General features: G+C 38.8%; 15 protein-coding genes. 5 read left to right on the top strand and 10 right to left on the bottom strand.

What is annotated here, in order from left to right; all coding sequences use genetic code 11:
- Positions 1–54: 54 nt before the first annotated feature.
- Positions 55–927: a hypothetical protein gene (locus tag AWW67_RS04365; RefSeq protein ID WP_062300462.1), complete on the top strand. Its 873-nt coding sequence runs from the start codon at positions 55–57 to the stop codon at positions 925–927.
- Between the two features lie 56 nt (positions 928–983).
- Here AWW67_RS04365 and floA read toward each other — a convergent pair whose 3' ends face one another.
- Genes floA through proS form a run of 3 tightly spaced genes read right to left on the bottom strand, consistent with a single transcriptional unit; the run spans position 984 to position 3,990 of the window.
- Positions 984–1,988, bottom strand: coding sequence for a flotillin-like protein FloA (floA, locus tag AWW67_RS04370; RefSeq protein ID WP_062300463.1), 1,005 nt, complete (start codon positions 1,986–1,988; stop codon positions 984–986).
- Between the two features lie 2 nt (positions 1,989–1,990).
- Positions 1,991–2,464 carry an NfeD family protein gene (locus AWW67_RS04375; protein ID WP_053222857.1) on the bottom strand — a complete coding sequence of 158 codons (474 nt, stop codon included), beginning with the start codon at positions 2,462–2,464 and terminating at the stop codon, positions 1,991–1,993.
- Positions 2,465–2,511: 47 nt separating this feature from the next.
- Positions 2,512–3,990 (bottom strand): proline--tRNA ligase, encoded by a 1,479-nt coding sequence (gene proS / locus AWW67_RS04380; RefSeq protein WP_062300464.1) that lies wholly within the window; start codon positions 3,988–3,990, stop codon positions 2,512–2,514.
- Positions 3,991–4,123: 133 nt separating this feature from the next.
- Here proS and AWW67_RS04385 point away from each other — a divergent pair, with 133 nt between their 5' ends.
- Both AWW67_RS04385 and AWW67_RS04390 read left to right on the top strand, forming a co-directional pair.
- Positions 4,124–5,599: a hypothetical protein gene (locus AWW67_RS04385; protein ID WP_141655377.1), complete on the top strand. Its 1,476-nt coding sequence runs from the start codon at positions 4,124–4,126 to the stop codon at positions 5,597–5,599.
- A 25-nt stretch (positions 5,600–5,624) separates the two neighbouring features.
- Positions 5,625–7,163 carry an OmpP1/FadL family transporter gene (locus tag AWW67_RS04390; protein ID WP_062300466.1) on the top strand — a complete coding sequence of 513 codons (1,539 nt, stop codon included), beginning with the start codon at positions 5,625–5,627 and terminating at the stop codon, positions 7,161–7,163.
- A 13-nt stretch (positions 7,164–7,176) separates the two neighbouring features.
- Here AWW67_RS04390 and AWW67_RS04395 read toward each other — a convergent pair whose 3' ends face one another.
- The 3 genes from AWW67_RS04395 to AWW67_RS04405 are packed head-to-tail and all read right to left on the bottom strand — an operon-like array spanning position 7,177 to position 9,232.
- Positions 7,177–7,695 carry a shikimate kinase gene (locus AWW67_RS04395; protein WP_062300467.1) on the bottom strand — a complete coding sequence of 173 codons (519 nt, stop codon included), beginning with the start codon at positions 7,693–7,695 and terminating at the stop codon, positions 7,177–7,179.
- Entirely contained in the window at positions 7,695–8,687 is a 993-nt protein-coding gene (locus AWW67_RS04400; RefSeq protein WP_062300468.1) for a MauE/DoxX family redox-associated membrane protein, read from the bottom strand. The genes AWW67_RS04395 and AWW67_RS04400 overlap by 1 nt, the downstream gene beginning before the upstream one ends.
- Positions 8,684–9,232 carry a DUF1599 domain-containing protein gene (locus tag AWW67_RS04405; protein ID WP_053222862.1) on the bottom strand — a complete coding sequence of 183 codons (549 nt, stop codon included), beginning with the start codon at positions 9,230–9,232 and terminating at the stop codon, positions 8,684–8,686. The genes AWW67_RS04400 and AWW67_RS04405 overlap by 4 nt, the downstream gene beginning before the upstream one ends.
- A 31-nt stretch (positions 9,233–9,263) precedes the next feature.
- On the opposite strand from AWW67_RS04405, the gene folP reads away from it, so the two are divergent.
- Together folP and cdaA are read left to right on the top strand one after the other, a co-directional pair.
- Positions 9,264–10,121, top strand: a complete 858-nt coding sequence (gene folP, locus AWW67_RS04410; RefSeq protein WP_062300469.1) for a dihydropteroate synthase — start codon at positions 9,264–9,266, stop codon at positions 10,119–10,121.
- Positions 10,118–10,966, top strand: coding sequence for a diadenylate cyclase CdaA (gene cdaA / locus AWW67_RS04415; RefSeq protein WP_062300470.1), 849 nt, complete (start codon positions 10,118–10,120; stop codon positions 10,964–10,966). Before folP ends, cdaA begins: the two co-directional genes overlap by 4 nt.
- Positions 10,967–10,980: 14 nt before the next feature.
- Here cdaA and AWW67_RS04420 read toward each other — a convergent pair whose 3' ends face one another.
- From AWW67_RS04420 to AWW67_RS04435, 4 genes are read right to left on the bottom strand one after another with little or no spacing between them, the layout of a single operon-like run.
- A complete protein-coding gene (locus tag AWW67_RS04420) occupies positions 10,981–12,144 on the bottom strand; it encodes a DUF4934 domain-containing protein (protein WP_062300471.1) in 1,164 nt (387 codons plus the stop codon).
- Positions 12,145–12,164: 20 nt separating this feature from the next.
- Entirely contained in the window at positions 12,165–13,322 is a 1,158-nt protein-coding gene (locus AWW67_RS04425; protein ID WP_062300472.1) for a DUF4934 domain-containing protein, read from the bottom strand.
- 13 nt (positions 13,323–13,335) lie between these two features.
- The gene (locus AWW67_RS04430; RefSeq protein ID WP_062300473.1) at positions 13,336–14,487 is read right to left on the bottom strand and encodes a DUF4934 domain-containing protein; all 1,152 of its coding nucleotides are present in this window, start codon (positions 14,485–14,487) and stop codon (positions 13,336–13,338) included.
- Positions 14,484–15,638: a DUF4934 domain-containing protein gene (locus AWW67_RS04435; protein ID WP_062300474.1), complete on the bottom strand. Its 1,155-nt coding sequence runs from the start codon at positions 15,636–15,638 to the stop codon at positions 14,484–14,486. Before AWW67_RS04435 ends, AWW67_RS04430 begins: the two co-directional genes overlap by 4 nt.
- Between the last annotated feature and the right edge of the window lie 72 nt (positions 15,639–15,710).

Here is a 15,710-nt window from a genome sequence, read left to right on the forward strand (position 1 = left end):
GCAGTTATTTAATCACTAAAGTAACAATTAATCTATTCTGTATCTTCGCGCGCTATGCTTTACCTTTTACTCGCAATACTTGGCAATGTTGCCGTTTTTCTTTCCTTTAGGTCGTTTACACGATTTAAAATCAGCACTTTCCCTGCCATTGTTACCAATTACTTGGTTTGTGTAATTACAGGGAGTATTTATGTGGGTTTTGGGCATATAAAATCCAATATCGCTTTCGACCAACCTTGGTTCTATAGTGCTTCAGCATTGGGTTTATTATTTATTGGCACATTTTACCTGATGGCCTTAACTACTCAATTAAGAGGCGTTGCCGTGGCTACAGTAGCTACCAAAATGTCATTGGCTATTCCAGTTTTGTTTAGTCTATTTATTCTGAAGATAGGGACTTCTGAACTTGGCCTTTGGAACTACACAGGTATCATTACTGCCTTTGTGGCTATCTTTTTGGTATCGAAGAAAAAGGTTTCATTAGAGATAAAAGAGCCGATAACTCTTGGTTATGTGGCCTTACCTTTTGCTGTTTTTTTACTGGGCGGAGCCCTAGACACTTGGCTAAATTACGCTAGCGAAAACTTGATTGAAGCACATATAGAAGGTATTTACCCTATCATTACTTTCGGTACGGCTTTTATTATTGGGAGCACTGTAATTTTGGTACGTAAAATTAAAGTGCGTAAGAAAGACATTCTGGGAGGTCTCTACTTAGGCATACCGAATTACTTTTCAATTTACTTTCAAATCAAAGCACTTTCTGCTTTCGACAATAATGGCGCAGTTCTTTATCCGGTACTGAACATCGGAATCATCATTACTTCTACAATTTTCGCAGCCTTTATTTTTAGAGAATACCCAAGCAAGCTGAATATTATAGGAATAGTACTTGCCATTGCAGCACTTATTCTCATCAGCATGTAAAACAAAAAAAGGCCGCCTTTGCAGACAGCCTTTTGAAGTTCTCCCGAGGAAGATTATTATTTTTTATCCTTGTCGTCAGACTTTCTTCTTGAAGTCGATTTTTGCTCTGGATTAGCAATAGATTCTCTCATGTCCGTATCGGCTTGAATGTTCTCCATTTTATAATAATCCATCACTCCTAAACGACCGCTTCTGAAAGCTTCGGCCAATGCTTTAGGCACTTCTGCTTCCGCTTCAATTACCTTAGCCCTTGCCTCTTGCGACTTGGCTTTCATTTCTTGTTCTTGAGCAACGGCCATCGCACGTCTTTCTTCTGCCTTAGCTTCTGCTACTTTCAAGTCGGCCTGTGCTTGGTCAGTTTGAAGTATCGCGCCAATGTTCACCCCTACATCTACATCCGCAATGTCAATAGAAAGAATTTCGAATGCAGTTCCAGCATCCAAACCACGGCTTAGTACCAGTTTCGAAATTTTATCTGGGTTGGCTAACACTTCTTTATGAGAAGCAGCAGAACCAATTGAAGTTACAATACCTTCACCTACTCTGGCAAGGATAGTATCTTCACCTGCTCCCCCAACTAATTGCTGAATGTTAGCACGAACGGTTACTCTTGCCACAGCCACCAACTGAATACCATCAGCAGCCACAGCCGCTACTTTAGGCGTAGTGATTACTTTTGGGTTTACCGAAATCTGTACTGCTTCAAATACATCTCTACCCGCAAGATCAATTGCTGTAGCTTGTTTAAAGCCTAAAGTGATGTTTGCTTTGTCGGCAGAAATAAGTGCTTTAATTACAGAAGGAACATGGCCACCTGCTAAATAATGAGTTTCAAGTTCAGTAGTAGTAAGCTCCAAACCCGCTTTTGTAGCCGTAATCATAGCGTCTACTACAATTCTTGGCGGTACTTTTCTAATACGCATGAACACAAGTTCAAGCAAGCCTACCTTAACATTCGAAAACCTAGCCGTAATCCATAGATTGACTGGCACGAAATAGAAAAAAGCAAAAAACAGAATTATACCGGCTCCTATGGCCACCAGCGTTATGTATTCATTCATATCTAATTATTTATTCGTTCAACTGTAATTCTATTCCCTAGAACTTTAATGATTTCAATTCTACTACCTGATTCAATGTGAGAACCCATGGAAACTACTTCGTAACTTTTATCTCCAAACTCCCCTTTGCCAACAGGCTTTAAATCAGAAATTGCAATTCCTTCCATCCCAACTTCCAAGCCCAAAGAGTAACCCTCATTGAATTTACCCTTGTTAGTGTCTTTGAGTGAAAACCGATCCCAGGATTTCGATTTAAAGCTAAAGTAAATGGCCACCACCGAAATAAGAAAAGAGCCCACAAGCATATAATTACCTGCCAAAGCACCGTGTTTCTCATAGGTAAGGTAAATCCCCGCGCAAGTAAGGGCAAAGCCAACCACACCTACTACGGTAGTACCTGGCACAAAGAGCAATTCTATATAAATTAGAATCAACCCGATGATCACCAATAGAATAATAGCAATCCACTCTCCCATTTGCTCAGCTTTTTAAACTTGTCCGAATATACTATTTATTAGTAATATCAGTACGCTTTTGCAAAAAGTACTCGGCCAGCAGATGGTTTTCCAGAGTAGATACAAACACTAGCTTCTTCTTTTCTATCTAAAGGAATACAACGTATGGTTGCTTTAGTCTCTGTTTTAATCTTGTCTTCGGTTTCGGCTGTACCATCCCAATGAGCAGAAACAAAGCCTCCCTTCCCATCAATAACTTTTTTGAAATCATCATAAGTATCCACCTCAGTAGTGTTTTCGGCTCTGAAATTGAATGCTTTTTGATAAATAGAATTCTGAATTTCTTCTAATAAAGCTTCAACTTTATCGGCCAAGTTATTTTCTAAGCTGAAAAGTTCTTTTTCACCAGTGTCTCTTCGGGCAATTTCAACAGAGTTATTTTCTAAATCCTTTGGTCCAATGGCCAGCCTAACTGGCACACCTTTTAATTCCCATTCGGCAAATTTGAAACCTGGCTTGTAAGTGTCACGGTTATCAAATTTCACAGAAATACCTTTAGCTTTCAAACCTTTGGTAAGCTCAGCTACTTTATCAGAAATGGTTTGAAGTTGTTCTTCTCCTTTATATATAGGTACAATTACCACCTGTATTGGCGCCAATTTTGGAGGAAGCACTAAGCCTTGATCATCTGAATGCGCCATAATCAACGCTCCGATCAACCTTGTACTTACACCCCATGAAGTTCCCCAAACAAAATCTTGCACTCCTTCTTTATTCGTAAATTTCACATCGAAAGCCTTTGCGAAATTCTGCCCTAAGAAGTGAGAAGTTCCCGCTTGAAGCGCTTTTCCGTCTTGCATCAAAGCTTCGATACAATAGGTTTCTACAGCACCTGCAAACCTTTCGCTTTCTGATTTTATTCCTTTAACCACTGGCATGGCCATGAAATTTTCAGCGAACTCAGCATAGACATTCATCATTTGCACAGATTCGTCAATTGCTTCTTGCTTAGTAGCATGAGCGGTATGCCCTTCTTGCCAAAGAAATTCGGCTGTTCTTAAGAAAAGGCGAGTTCGCATTTCCCATCGAACCACATTAGCCCATTGGTTTATGAGTAGAGGTAAATCTCTGTAAGATTGCACCCAGTTCTTATAAGTGTTCCAAATTACTGTTTCCGAAGTTGGCCTAACAATAAGTTCTTCCTCCAATTTAGCATCAGGATCCACTACAACTCCCTTTCCGTCAGGGTCGTTCATTAAACGATAATGAGTGACTACGGCACATTCCTTAGCAAACCCCTCTACATGGTCAGCTTCTTTACTTAGGTATGATTTTGGAATGAAAAGAGGGAAATATGCATTCACATGCCCAGTTTCTTTAAACATTCGATCAATCTCTGCCTGCATTTTCTCCCAGATGGAAAAGCCATAGGGTTTGATTACCATGCAACCACGAACAGGTGAATTTTCAGCTAAATCTGCTTTTTTCACCAGCTCATTGTACCACAACGAGTAATCTTCACTTCTTTTTGGTAATCCTTTGCTCATATCAGTTGTTTGGTATGAATCTTGTTTGTTAATGGTTGTTAAAATAGTTGATACAAAGATATATCATTCGATTATTTTATCGACCAATTTTGATAAATACACGTTAACATAAAAAAGCCAAGGAGGAAACATCATGAAAAGACGAGACTACATCCGGATATTAATGGCACCACTCAGTATGCTTACGGTGTTTGCATGCTCACCAAACCAATTTCAATCTTCCCAAGAGTATGATGATGTATACTTTACATCAGCAGACAGAACAAGCAAACCAACGATTATTGAATCGACAAAAGAAATTGAGTCTTCTAACGAAAAAGCATTTTCGCTGGGTGACTATTCAAGCGAATCGGTAGACCCTATGCTGGTAACAAAATACAACAATAGCCAGGATAGAGAAGTAGTCTATTTTGAAGAAGGCCCTTTGGTAACCAAAGCCAGCGAGCTAAACTATGATGATTTCATATACGATTACGAAAATGAAAACTTGGCCTATTATGAATTACCATTAGACTGGAATACAGATTGGGATAGAAACAGTTTTAATAGTCTTATGGCAAATGATTTTCAATTCCAATTGGCTTGGTATGAACAATACTATTTAAACCGTGATTTCAGAATGAACAACTACCTATCTGGAAGATATGGTAATAGAAGAAATGGATTTGGTACTCCAAGAGTAGGTTTAGATATCGCATTTGTTTCTGCAGGTTATTCTCCTTACTTTTTTTCCAGCATGACTTATGTAAGTTTGAATAGATTCGGTTCTTTTGATCCATTCTGGAGCCCTTATTATGATCCATTCTGGGACTATGGCGGATTTTATTCACCATTCTACACCTCATACAACTATTACGGTCGCCCTTGGGGATGGAGTAGATGGAACAGAAGGCCATATAACTATTATTACACTAGTAATTATTACTACAACAATGAGGGAAATCTAGTAAACCGAAATGGTAGAGATGTGACTAGAGGCGGTAGAATAACTTCAACTTCTGTAAGTAGTGTAAGAACTGATGCTGTAAATGGTTCAACTCCGAATACGCGTTCTGCTAGATATGCTAGTGATTTAGGTACCAGAGGATCTAGATCTGGAGGCTCTACAGATAGCTATCAAGTAATAGGGGGAAGAAATAGCTCTACAGCTACTACAGCTGGCAATACTAGAAGTTCAAGGGTAAATACCAATGCTTATCAGTTTTCTAACGACAGCCGATTAACACGTTCAAACGTAGTAAGAAGCAGCACAGCCAGAAGTAGCAGAAGCACTACCTCTCGAGTAACTTCAGGAAGAAGTAGTTCTTCTAGTAGCAACTTATTTAGCAGATCAAGTTCTACAAGATCGGCAACACCAACTTACAGTCGATCTTCAAGCAGTAGCAGAAGTTCTGGCGTGTCCGCCAGTAGATCTTCCTCGAGCTCATCAAGAAGTAGTGGAGTTTCTTCTAGTAGAAGTAGCAGTTCTTCTTCGAGCAGATCATCGGGAACAGTGAGTAGTTCTTCTTCAAGAAGTTCTAGCTCTAGCAGCCGCTCTGGTAATACCAGCAGTTCTAGCTCATCAAGAAGTAGTAGTAACAGTTCATCAAGAAGCGGAAGAGGTAATTAATAAAACTCACAAAAACTCACAAAACATGAAACTTGGAATAAAGCTTATTATGATAAGCCTGGGCGTGGTTTGCCTATTTCAAACCTCTCAGGCACAAATTCAACAAGGATCCTTTGGTTATTATAATGATGCCTTAAGGTATAGTCAATTACAAAACTTTGGAACTGCGAGATTTTCAGCATTAGCAGGTTCTGGTTCGGCACTTGGTGGAGACATTAGCTCTGCTATTTACAACCCCGCTGGGCTTGGTGTTTTCAATAGATCTCAATTCACCTTTACCCCTGGTTTTTCAACTTTACAAACTGAAGGAAATTCCTTTGGTACTATTAATAAAGATGAAGCCACCAAATTCACCATCGCTAATTTAGGCGTAGTGATCAATTTCAATAAGGGAGATCTTGTTCCTGGAACATTTAGAGGGGGATCATTGGCCGTTACATACAATAGGATTAATGACTTTAATAGAAATGTTCTGTCCAGCGGATTCAATGGCAACAACTCCATTATTGACAATATGCTCCAGCAGGCGGATGGCTTTTTTCCAGAAGAGCTTAATGGAATAGCTCAAACTGGATACGACCATTATATTATCAACCCTGACCCCAATGATGAAACACTCTACCATTCTCCGGTTTTAGGTTTTCCCACACAAACGGAAACTCTTAGAACTAAAGGTTATACCGATCAGGTGAATATTGCATACGGAACCAATTTTGACGACAAAATATATTTAGGGGCTGGAATGGGAATTACCTCTTCTAGCTACACGAATAGTAGAATTTATACGGAAAGCTTTACCAACGAACCACTTAAATCTTTTACCATAGATGAAAGACTAGAGTTGAATGGAACGGGTGTAAACTTCAATATTGGCGCAATTATTCGTCCTATGGATGCTTTGAGAGTGGGCTTATCTTACACATCTCCTACCTACAACAACTTTAATGAAGAGGGAGACAATATTTACGTTTCGGACTGGAATAATTACGATGTTTCAAATTTTAGAAATAACCAAGGCAATCGCATCATTTTGGAAGACACTGTTCTGAACAGATTAGAAACCGCAACAGACATATTTGTTTCTACTTTCAATTTAAGGACACCTTCAAAATTGAATGCTGGCTTGGCCTTTTTCTTTAATAAAAACGGATTTATCACAGCGGATATCGAGCATTTAAATTATGCCAATGCCAATATTTCATCGAATGATTTCTTTACTGGGCCTGACAATGCCACCATTGAAAATATTTACAATTCTGTAACCAACATTAAACTAGGTGGAGAATACCGCTACGAGATGTTTAGGTTTAGGCTAGGTTATGCAAACTATGGCGACCCATACAAAAGTAATTTTGACGGAGTAGAATTAGATAGATCGAGAAAGATTGTTTCAGGTGGTTTAGGAATTAATATGGGGAAATACTTCTTCGATTTAGCCTTAGTAAACACCAAATATGATCAATCATTTAGAAGTTATAGAATGGCAGTGCTCGAAGATTCTCCATTGACAATCATTAAGCACAATTTTACAAATGCAAAACTGACTTTTGGATTGAATTTCTAAAACCTAGTTTTAGCTAAGGGTTTAAATACGAGATAACTTTATCCAGTGTGATTCGGTTGTCTCGTATTTTTATTTTGGCCTCATTATAAAAAGAGAGTCTTCTTTCGGCCAAATCACGCACTTCCTGAATCAAATCTTGCTGATCGTAACTTTTAAAAAGTGGTCTTTTTTCAACGCCCTGATCTAGTATTCGCAAGGCTAAATCTCCGGGACTAACATCTAAAAATATCGTGGTTCCCATTTCATTCATATGATCCATATTGAAATGGAAACAAGGTGCCCCACCACCAGTAGCCATCACAAACTGCTCATTGGCAGAACCTAGATTTCTCAGTGTCTCCTTTTCTTTAATTCTGAAGTTCCCCTCTCCTTGAAAATCGAAGTATTCGGGAATGGACTGCCCCACCACCTTAACAACTTCAGCGTCCAAATCGATGAACTGGACACCTAAATGTTCGGCCAATTGTTTTCCAATTGTAGTTTTACCCGAGGCTGGTAAGCCCACTAAATAAATCCTGCCGATTTGATTCATTACCTGAAATTGGACATTAAATCACTGGCCGATGGAATATCGTTGTAATGCCATTTCTTTAAGATTGTTCCGTTTTCTATCAGTACTAAACCAGGGTTTGAGCGCACCATAGTTTTGAGCAAAGTAGCATCGGAATACACATAAGGAATGGCCAATTGAACACTATGCCTTAGCTCTTCAAATTGCTGGCCAGAGGAAGCAGTTACTGCAATTGCCTCCACTTGATTCCCTAAGGCACTAATCAATGCGTTTAAATCAAGGTATGAATCCGCATCGGTTTTGTTCGCTTCGTGAATTACCACCAACAGCTTTCTTCCTGTCAGAATATTTTGCGTTTCGTCTGCCGTATCGCTCCACATGGCAAAATTAGTGATTTTAGGCACCTCATTTGGGTCATTTCCGGGTGGCAGCATTTCGGTAGGAATATGGGTTCTTTCCTTATAAGCTCTGAAATCGATAAAAGGTAAATGAGCAATGGCCAAGAATGAAATCACCAAGCAAAACACAAGCGTTCCTGCCAAAGCAATTGACTTAGTTTTAATGCCAGCTGTAAGTTCTTCTTTCTTCCGATTAATGAATAGCACCAGTATTAAAACCAAGAGAATGATGTCTTTAGTAAACGATTCCCAAGGCGTAAGTTTAATGGCATCGCCAAAACAACCGCAGTCGGTTACTTTATTGAAATAGGCTGAATAGAAAGTAAGGAAGGTGAAAAACACAATCATGGCCAAAAGCAACTTGGTTACGATTTGCGGCTTATACCTCAACAATACTGCTAGCCCGAGTACTATTTCTAAAGTAGAAAGCAGCACTGAAAGGAATAATGCAGCTGGTTTTAGTGCATCAAAAAATGGAGCAATATCTACTGAGAAAACGGTAAAATATTCCTCTAGTTTTATCTGCGTCCCTACAGGGTCGTTAATCTTAATTAGGCCAGAGAAAATAAAAAGTCCTCCTACCAAATACCTTGAAATCGAGGTTAATAGCTTCATGATTTTGAAAATTTCATTAAGATCAAGCAAAACACTGCGTAATTGATCATGTCTTGATAATTGGCATCAATTCCTTCAGAAATGATGGTTTGCCCTTGGTTGTCTTCAATCTGCTTCACGCGGAGCAATTTCATCAGAATAATATCCGTCATAGAACTCACCCGCATGTCGCGCCAAGCTTCACCATAATCGTGATTTTTATTCATTAACAGATTAAAAGTGCTTTCCACTTTTTGGTCGTACAAAGGTTCAAGGGTTTCCACTTCCATTTCGAAGGGGTCATCTTCGCTCAACTCCATCTGGATCAACGCAATAATACAGTAATTGATAATGCCTATAAACTCTCCAGCAATATCATCGCCCACCTTCTGATTTCCTTTATTCTGAATAGATTGAATGCGCTTGGCCTTGATAAAAATCTGATCCGTGATAGAAGGCAGCCTGAGTATTCTCCATGCCGTTCCGTAATCTTTGGTCTTCTTCAGAAATATGTCTTTACAGGCCTCTATAACTTGCTTATATTCGCCTACCGTTTGCTCCTTCAAGTTGAGTGATTTTAATTGCTAAAGGGAATTTTTGAAAGCGAAAGATAAAATATTTCAGGTTAAAAAGACATTGAACTTACGTGGAAATCTAGTTTCGCTCGATACGCCTGCAGTAATGGGTATTTTAAACATTACCCCTGATAGCTTTTATTCGCTTGGCAGACAAAACACTGAGAAAGAAATTCTATCAACAGCTGAAAATATGCTGGCAGAAGGCGCCCTCATTTTAGATATTGGTGGTTATTCTTCTCGCCCAAATGCCGAAGATATAAGTACCGAAATTGAAACTGACCGAATCAGCAAAGCTCTAGCACTTATCGTTAAAGAATTTCCTGAAGCCTATATTTCTATCGATACATTTAGAAGTTCAGTAGCCAAGGTTGCAATCGACCAAGGCGCCTGCATTATCAACGATATTTCTGGCGGAACATTAGACACCAACATGTTTGAGACTGTTACTAAATTGAATGTGCCTTACATTATGATGCACATGAGAGGAACACCCCAAAACATGGCTCAGCAAACCGACTATAAAAATTTATTAAAAGAGGTTATTTTATTCTTCAGCGAAAGAGTAGAAAAACTGCGAATTTTGGGCGTAAAGGATATTATTCTTGACCCTGGCTTTGGTTTTGCAAAAACCGCAAAACAGAGTTATGAGATTCTCCAAAATTTGGATTATTTTAAAGGATTGCGGTTACCTTTGCTCGCTGGCTTATCCAGAAAATCTATGATTTATAAAACTCTAGGTATTTCGGCTGAAGAAGCACTCAATGGCACTACTGCCTTAAACATGGCTGCGCTTATAAATGGGGCTTCTATTCTTAGGGTACACGATGTGAAAGCCGCAGTAGAAACAGTTAAACTATATAAATCAATACATCCTTGATTTACGCTTTTAAAATAGGATTTCTAGAAGTACGATGGGTCGATATTATCGATATCCTACTCGTAAGTGTATTGCTATATCAGGTTTATAAGCTCTTAAAAGGAAGCGTAGCAGTAAGGGTTTTGGTTGGCTTTCTTTCACTGTACCTTATTTATTTGGTGGTAAGGGCTGCTCAAATGGAGTTACTGGCAGGTATTCTTGGTCAGTTTATGGGGGTTGGAGTTTTAGCCGCTATCATCATCTTCTCTCAAGAAATCAGAAAATTCTTACTTATTCTAGGCAAAACTTCCTTCCGAAAAAACGGAGTGCTTGAATCACTACTGATTTGGCGGAAAAAGAAACCTAAAGTGAACATGAACCTTACCGCTGTAATTGAAGCCTCAAAGAGTTTATCAGGTTCAAACACTGGGGCTCTGATGGTGTTTTCCAGAAATACTGAGCTCAAGTTTTATGCAGATTCCGGTGACCTTTTGGATGCCTTTATTTCCAAAAGACTACTGATTTCCATTTTCAATAAATACAGTCCATTGCACGATGGCGCGGTAATTCTGTACGAAGGGAAAATAAAAGCTGCGCGTTGCCTTTTGCCTGTAAGCGAGAGGGAAAACCTACCCGCTCAATATGGCTTACGACATAGGGCTGCATTAGGAATGTCTGAGGCCACCGACACACTTATCCTAATCATTTCAGAAGAAACCGGGCAAATGTCAATTGCAAGAAATGGCAAAATAGACAGTAACCTTTCGGCCCCAGAAATCAGGAAAAGATTAAACCGTTATTTAAGCGAAGAAGAGGAAGAAGCCACAGAAACCGACAAGAAAGAAAGTCTTGAAGTGGCCTCTTGATTAAAAAACGCTTTCTAGAACTCTTTAAACTTCACCCAAAGCAACACCGGATTCTGAGAAGATTGTATTCCTTCAAGGGTTGATCCCTCAAGAAGCTTATAGTTCTCGCTATTGAAACTACTCAGCAATTGTGGTAAATCTTCGGGCAGAATACTAAATAACATTCTATCGTCTTCCCAAGCTAACGGAGACAATGAGAGTTGTTGATTACCCTCCCCTTTCAAATCGAAAATCTCATAATTTCTTGTGCTTCTATTCAGTACCAACTGAGAATAATCGGCCAAAGAAGTATAATAAGTAAGGTAGATGAGTTTATCATTTACAAAAGGATTCATTGCCCAAACTTGGCCATCTTCCCTAATTCGGCTCATCACGCTTGGGTCTTGCATTGCAATCCCTTCTCCGTTCCAAAACCAATTTTTACCAAAATCAATTTGAGCAATTGGCTTGCTCTTCTTGTCTTTCAAATAGAAAATAGTATCGTTCAATACAGAATGATATGTTAAATCCTCTTTATACGGTTTAAAGCTATTTATCGACAAGAGTAATGGCACCCTTAAAAGTCCAGTATTAGGGTTTGCCATCGCTTCTACATTAAACTCCTTATCCATAAAAAGCACATTGTAAAAAAGGCTGTCTTGATAAGGGTAGTAGTTCATATTAGCTACATAGCCGTCATGGTATGGGAAAATATGCGTTGGGTTGAAAGGTAGGTTGATACGATCAAGTTCTTCGCCTTGTATATTATAGCTTACCAAGCGCCTGTTAAAATAAATAGAGATAGAATCTGAATTTACCCAAGAGCTTTGAATAAACATATACTCATTTAAACTGCTGCCTTTATGGCTAAACGTGCCCAAAAACTTACCGTCTTTGGTATACGAGAAAATTTCTCCTTTTCGGGCGGTAGCAAAATAGAGTTCACCATCCTCCCCCCTTTCAAATGACATTACATCACTCAACTTGGCTTCCTCGGTTTCTTCTAAAGCCAATATTTCCACATTATCAATTAAATCTGTAAACGCAGTTCGTTTGCTTTCAACATTGATAGAGTAAGCACGGAACTGGTCTGCATCTACATCAACCGTTGTGGTACTTTGGGATTTATTATCTGAACATGAAAAGACCAACAGGCCAACTAAAACGAATGTTAATACTGCTTTTACTCTCAATTTCATTCTTAAATTCTTTGTAATCACTAGTTAAAGTCTTTGAACTTCACCCACAATAATACTGGGTTTTCTGAAGATTCTATACTTTCTAGCGTACTCCCTTTCTTGAAAGTGGCGTTTTCAGTGCCAATTTCCTTGATTAATTCGGCCAAATCGTAAGAATTGAAACTAGCAAGCAATACGTCTTCATCCCATTTAATAGGAACAAAAGCATAATTCTCCTCCACATTCTTTTTAGTATCTATTTGATAATAATTTCCTGAATTTCTATCGATCAACAACCAAATGGCCTCTGAAAAGCTCGTATTGAAATTCAAATAAATTTTAGAATTGCCCACCTTGGGGTTGAAAATCCATACTTTCCCACTTTCTTGGATGCTGCCCATCGCCTTTTGCCCATCAGCCCTCATTGTTTCATCATTCCATAAATATTCTGAGCCAAAGTCAAGTTTTAGCAATGGTTTCACCATAGTGTCCTGAATAAGAAAAACCGTGTCGCTGAACATCTCTTTATATATCAAATCATCATTATAAGCTGCCAGACTGTTTACGGTAGTGACAATCGGAAAAGGGATCACGTTTTTATAAGGGTTTTTCATTCCGGTCATCTTCAGTTGATCATCATAAAAAACAACATTAAACTTGAGTGAGTCGTTAATTGGCCTTCTGTTCATATCACCGACATAACCATTCTGATAAGGGTAGTAGTGAGTGGGCTTAACATTTGGTTTTATCTGCCCTACATATTTCCCGTCAAAATCATACTTATTTATGTTTCCTCGCTGGCCATCATGGATAAACAGCGTGTCCTTTTTTATCCAAAGATGCTGTATACGTCCATACTCTTCTGGTCCATCACCCTCTCGATTAAAAGTAGAAATGAACTTTCCTTCATTAGAATAAATAAAAACATCGCCTTCTGACCCGCTAGGGAAAACGATTCTGTTGTTTGCTTGAGAAAAATTATAGACACCGCTTAAAAGTCCTTCATCGGTTTCTTCTAAGCCCATTATTTCAATGGACTCAATCATTTCAGAGAGTTTCCGTTTCTCTGATTCTATAGACAAAGGAATGACCTTAAACTCGTCATTGGTTTGATTTTTCTCTTCCGTAGTATTCTCTTTTTGACCGCCACAGGCCGTAAACAATGCTGCGACTAATAGTACTGGGAAAACTCGTTTCATATATTCTAAATTCTTATTTCAGTTCTTTAAACTTTATCCACAATAATACTGGGTTTTCTGAAGATTCTATTTCTTCTAATGTAGTTCCTTCACGAAATTTGATTTGCCTTCCCTGCAAGCCTTCCATAAACTCGTTTAGTTCTGCGGAAGAAAGACTCACTAGGAATCGGCCATCATCCCATCTAATAGGCATGAATTGAAAATTGCGCCCATCTTTCTTGCTAACTTTCAATCTCTGGTAATCACTTGTAGTTCGATGAATCATGATGTAATCATTGATGTTACGTGAGTTGAATAGTACAAAGTTCTCATCTACAAAAGGGGCAAAGGCAAAAACATCAGTTTGTCTTTCTCCTATCGCCCTCATGGCTTTCGGTCTATTTCCGATTAATGACTTATCGTTCCAAACCCAATTCTCCCCAAAATCAATATTAAAAAGCGGAGCCATCTTTTGACCTTCCAAAAGGAATACTGTATCACTTAGAGCCGCATGATAAAGTAGTCCATTCTTATAGGGACTAAACGCATTTGCAGCCATACGAAAACCAAAAGGTGGGAAGTGTTCAAATGGGTTCAACATTACTTGAGGCTTTAAAGCTTTATCCACTAGAATCACATTGTATTGTAGTGAATCATTTGTCACTTTTCCACTAACATCGAGTGCATAACCATCAGGAGTTGGGTATACAGCGTTCACATTTTTTGACAGCTTGGAACTACCTAAAAATTTGCCGTCAAAGTCGTACTGAAAAATAGAAGTACCGTCAAAAATCCCAATCCCATTTGCGGCTGCCCATACGCTACCAAGTCGTTCATATTCTTCTGGCCCTTGCCCTTGTCGGTTGAAAGTGCTTTGGTACTCGCCTGTTTTTGAAAAGAAAATCAAATCTCCATTTCCGTGAGGTATTAGTATTCGGTCATTCGTGATTTCTATTCCCGCCACCATAGCAAGCAAGGCGTTGTCCGTTTCCTCCAGCCGCATAACCTCCACTTCATCTATGAAATCGACTAAATCAACGGCTGGTGCTTCAATATCAATTTTAAAAGTCTTGAAATTATCAGCATCCTCAGCTTGGTTAGCTTCCTTCTGTTTTATGTCTGAAGAACAGGACATCAATCCAGAAAGCAACAACAACAGGGTCACACACCCAATTTTTTTGTTCATTTAACTAGCGATTTAAACTTCACCCATACCAGCACTGGATTCTCAGAGGACTCAATCTTTTCTAAAGTAGTGCCTTGGCGAAATTTCACCTTATCCTCCCCTAATTCTTCAATAAGAAAAGCTACACTTGTAGATGGTAAGCTGCTAAGAATTCTATCTCCATCCCATTGAATAGGCAAGAGCCCAAGCGTTTCTTGATTCTCCATGGAAAAGTCAATGGTTTCATACAGACCAGTTTTCCTATCAATCCATACATAACCTGTGTGGTTTCTATAAGAGGCTAATATAGTTTCTGAACCCACGTAAGGCTTAATTGTCCATACCAATTCTTTGTTCCTCATTACTTCCCTATTTTTAACCCGATCTAAACGATCAGCATCATCCTTCCAGCCCCACTTACTTCCAAAATCAAGGCTGAACAGAGGTCTGGCATCCTTATCCTCCAAAACAAAAACAGTATCACTGAATGGGTCATGGTAGACTATTGTATTTTTATAGTCTGCAAAACTATTGGCTCCAATAAGGCCTACTTCATGCCGTTTTGATGGATTCATCATTGACCTAAGCCTCATGGCTGAGTCAAGCAACATAATACTATGATGGACAGGCCCTTCAGTAAAAGTTTGACTTAAGTCCAATGCATAACCTCCCTCATAAGCGTAAGCATGAAAGGGGGAAATTGGAAGATTCTCTTTGGCTAAAAACACCCCTTCTAAATCATACTGTATAATAAAACGACCTACAGAATATAACCCAATACGTCCATTCTTCACCCAAAAATTACTAAACCCTGGATATTCCTCAGGCCCCTCTCCTTTATGGTTGATCCTTCTGACCAACTCTCCTGTTTTTGTAAAAACATGAATATCCGGTTTAGACATTCCAGCCAAGACATATTGCCCTTGAGAATGGCCAATAAAGGTCACATTAGTTAATAAAGATTCGGGGGTTTCTTCCAACCTCATTACCTCCACTTCCTCAACTAAATCAAAAAAAGAAGTGGGTGCTTTTTCTGGATCTATGGAGTAAGATTTAAAATCATCGATGTTATTTGCGGAATTACTCTCCTTTTCGCTTTTATAAGAGCAGGACATTAAACCGAAAAAAAACAAAGCATAACAGGCGGTAAGTCTTATATAAAATATTTTCATACTTTAAAATAAGTAATCAAAGTTCAATGTTATAGTTATATTCCTTCAACAGCATAATTCATGTACTGAATC

It is taken from the genome of Roseivirga seohaensis (genome assembly GCF_001592945.1).
In the GTDB taxonomy this organism is placed as follows: Bacteria; Bacteroidota; Bacteroidia; order Cytophagales; family Cyclobacteriaceae; genus Roseivirga; species Roseivirga seohaensis.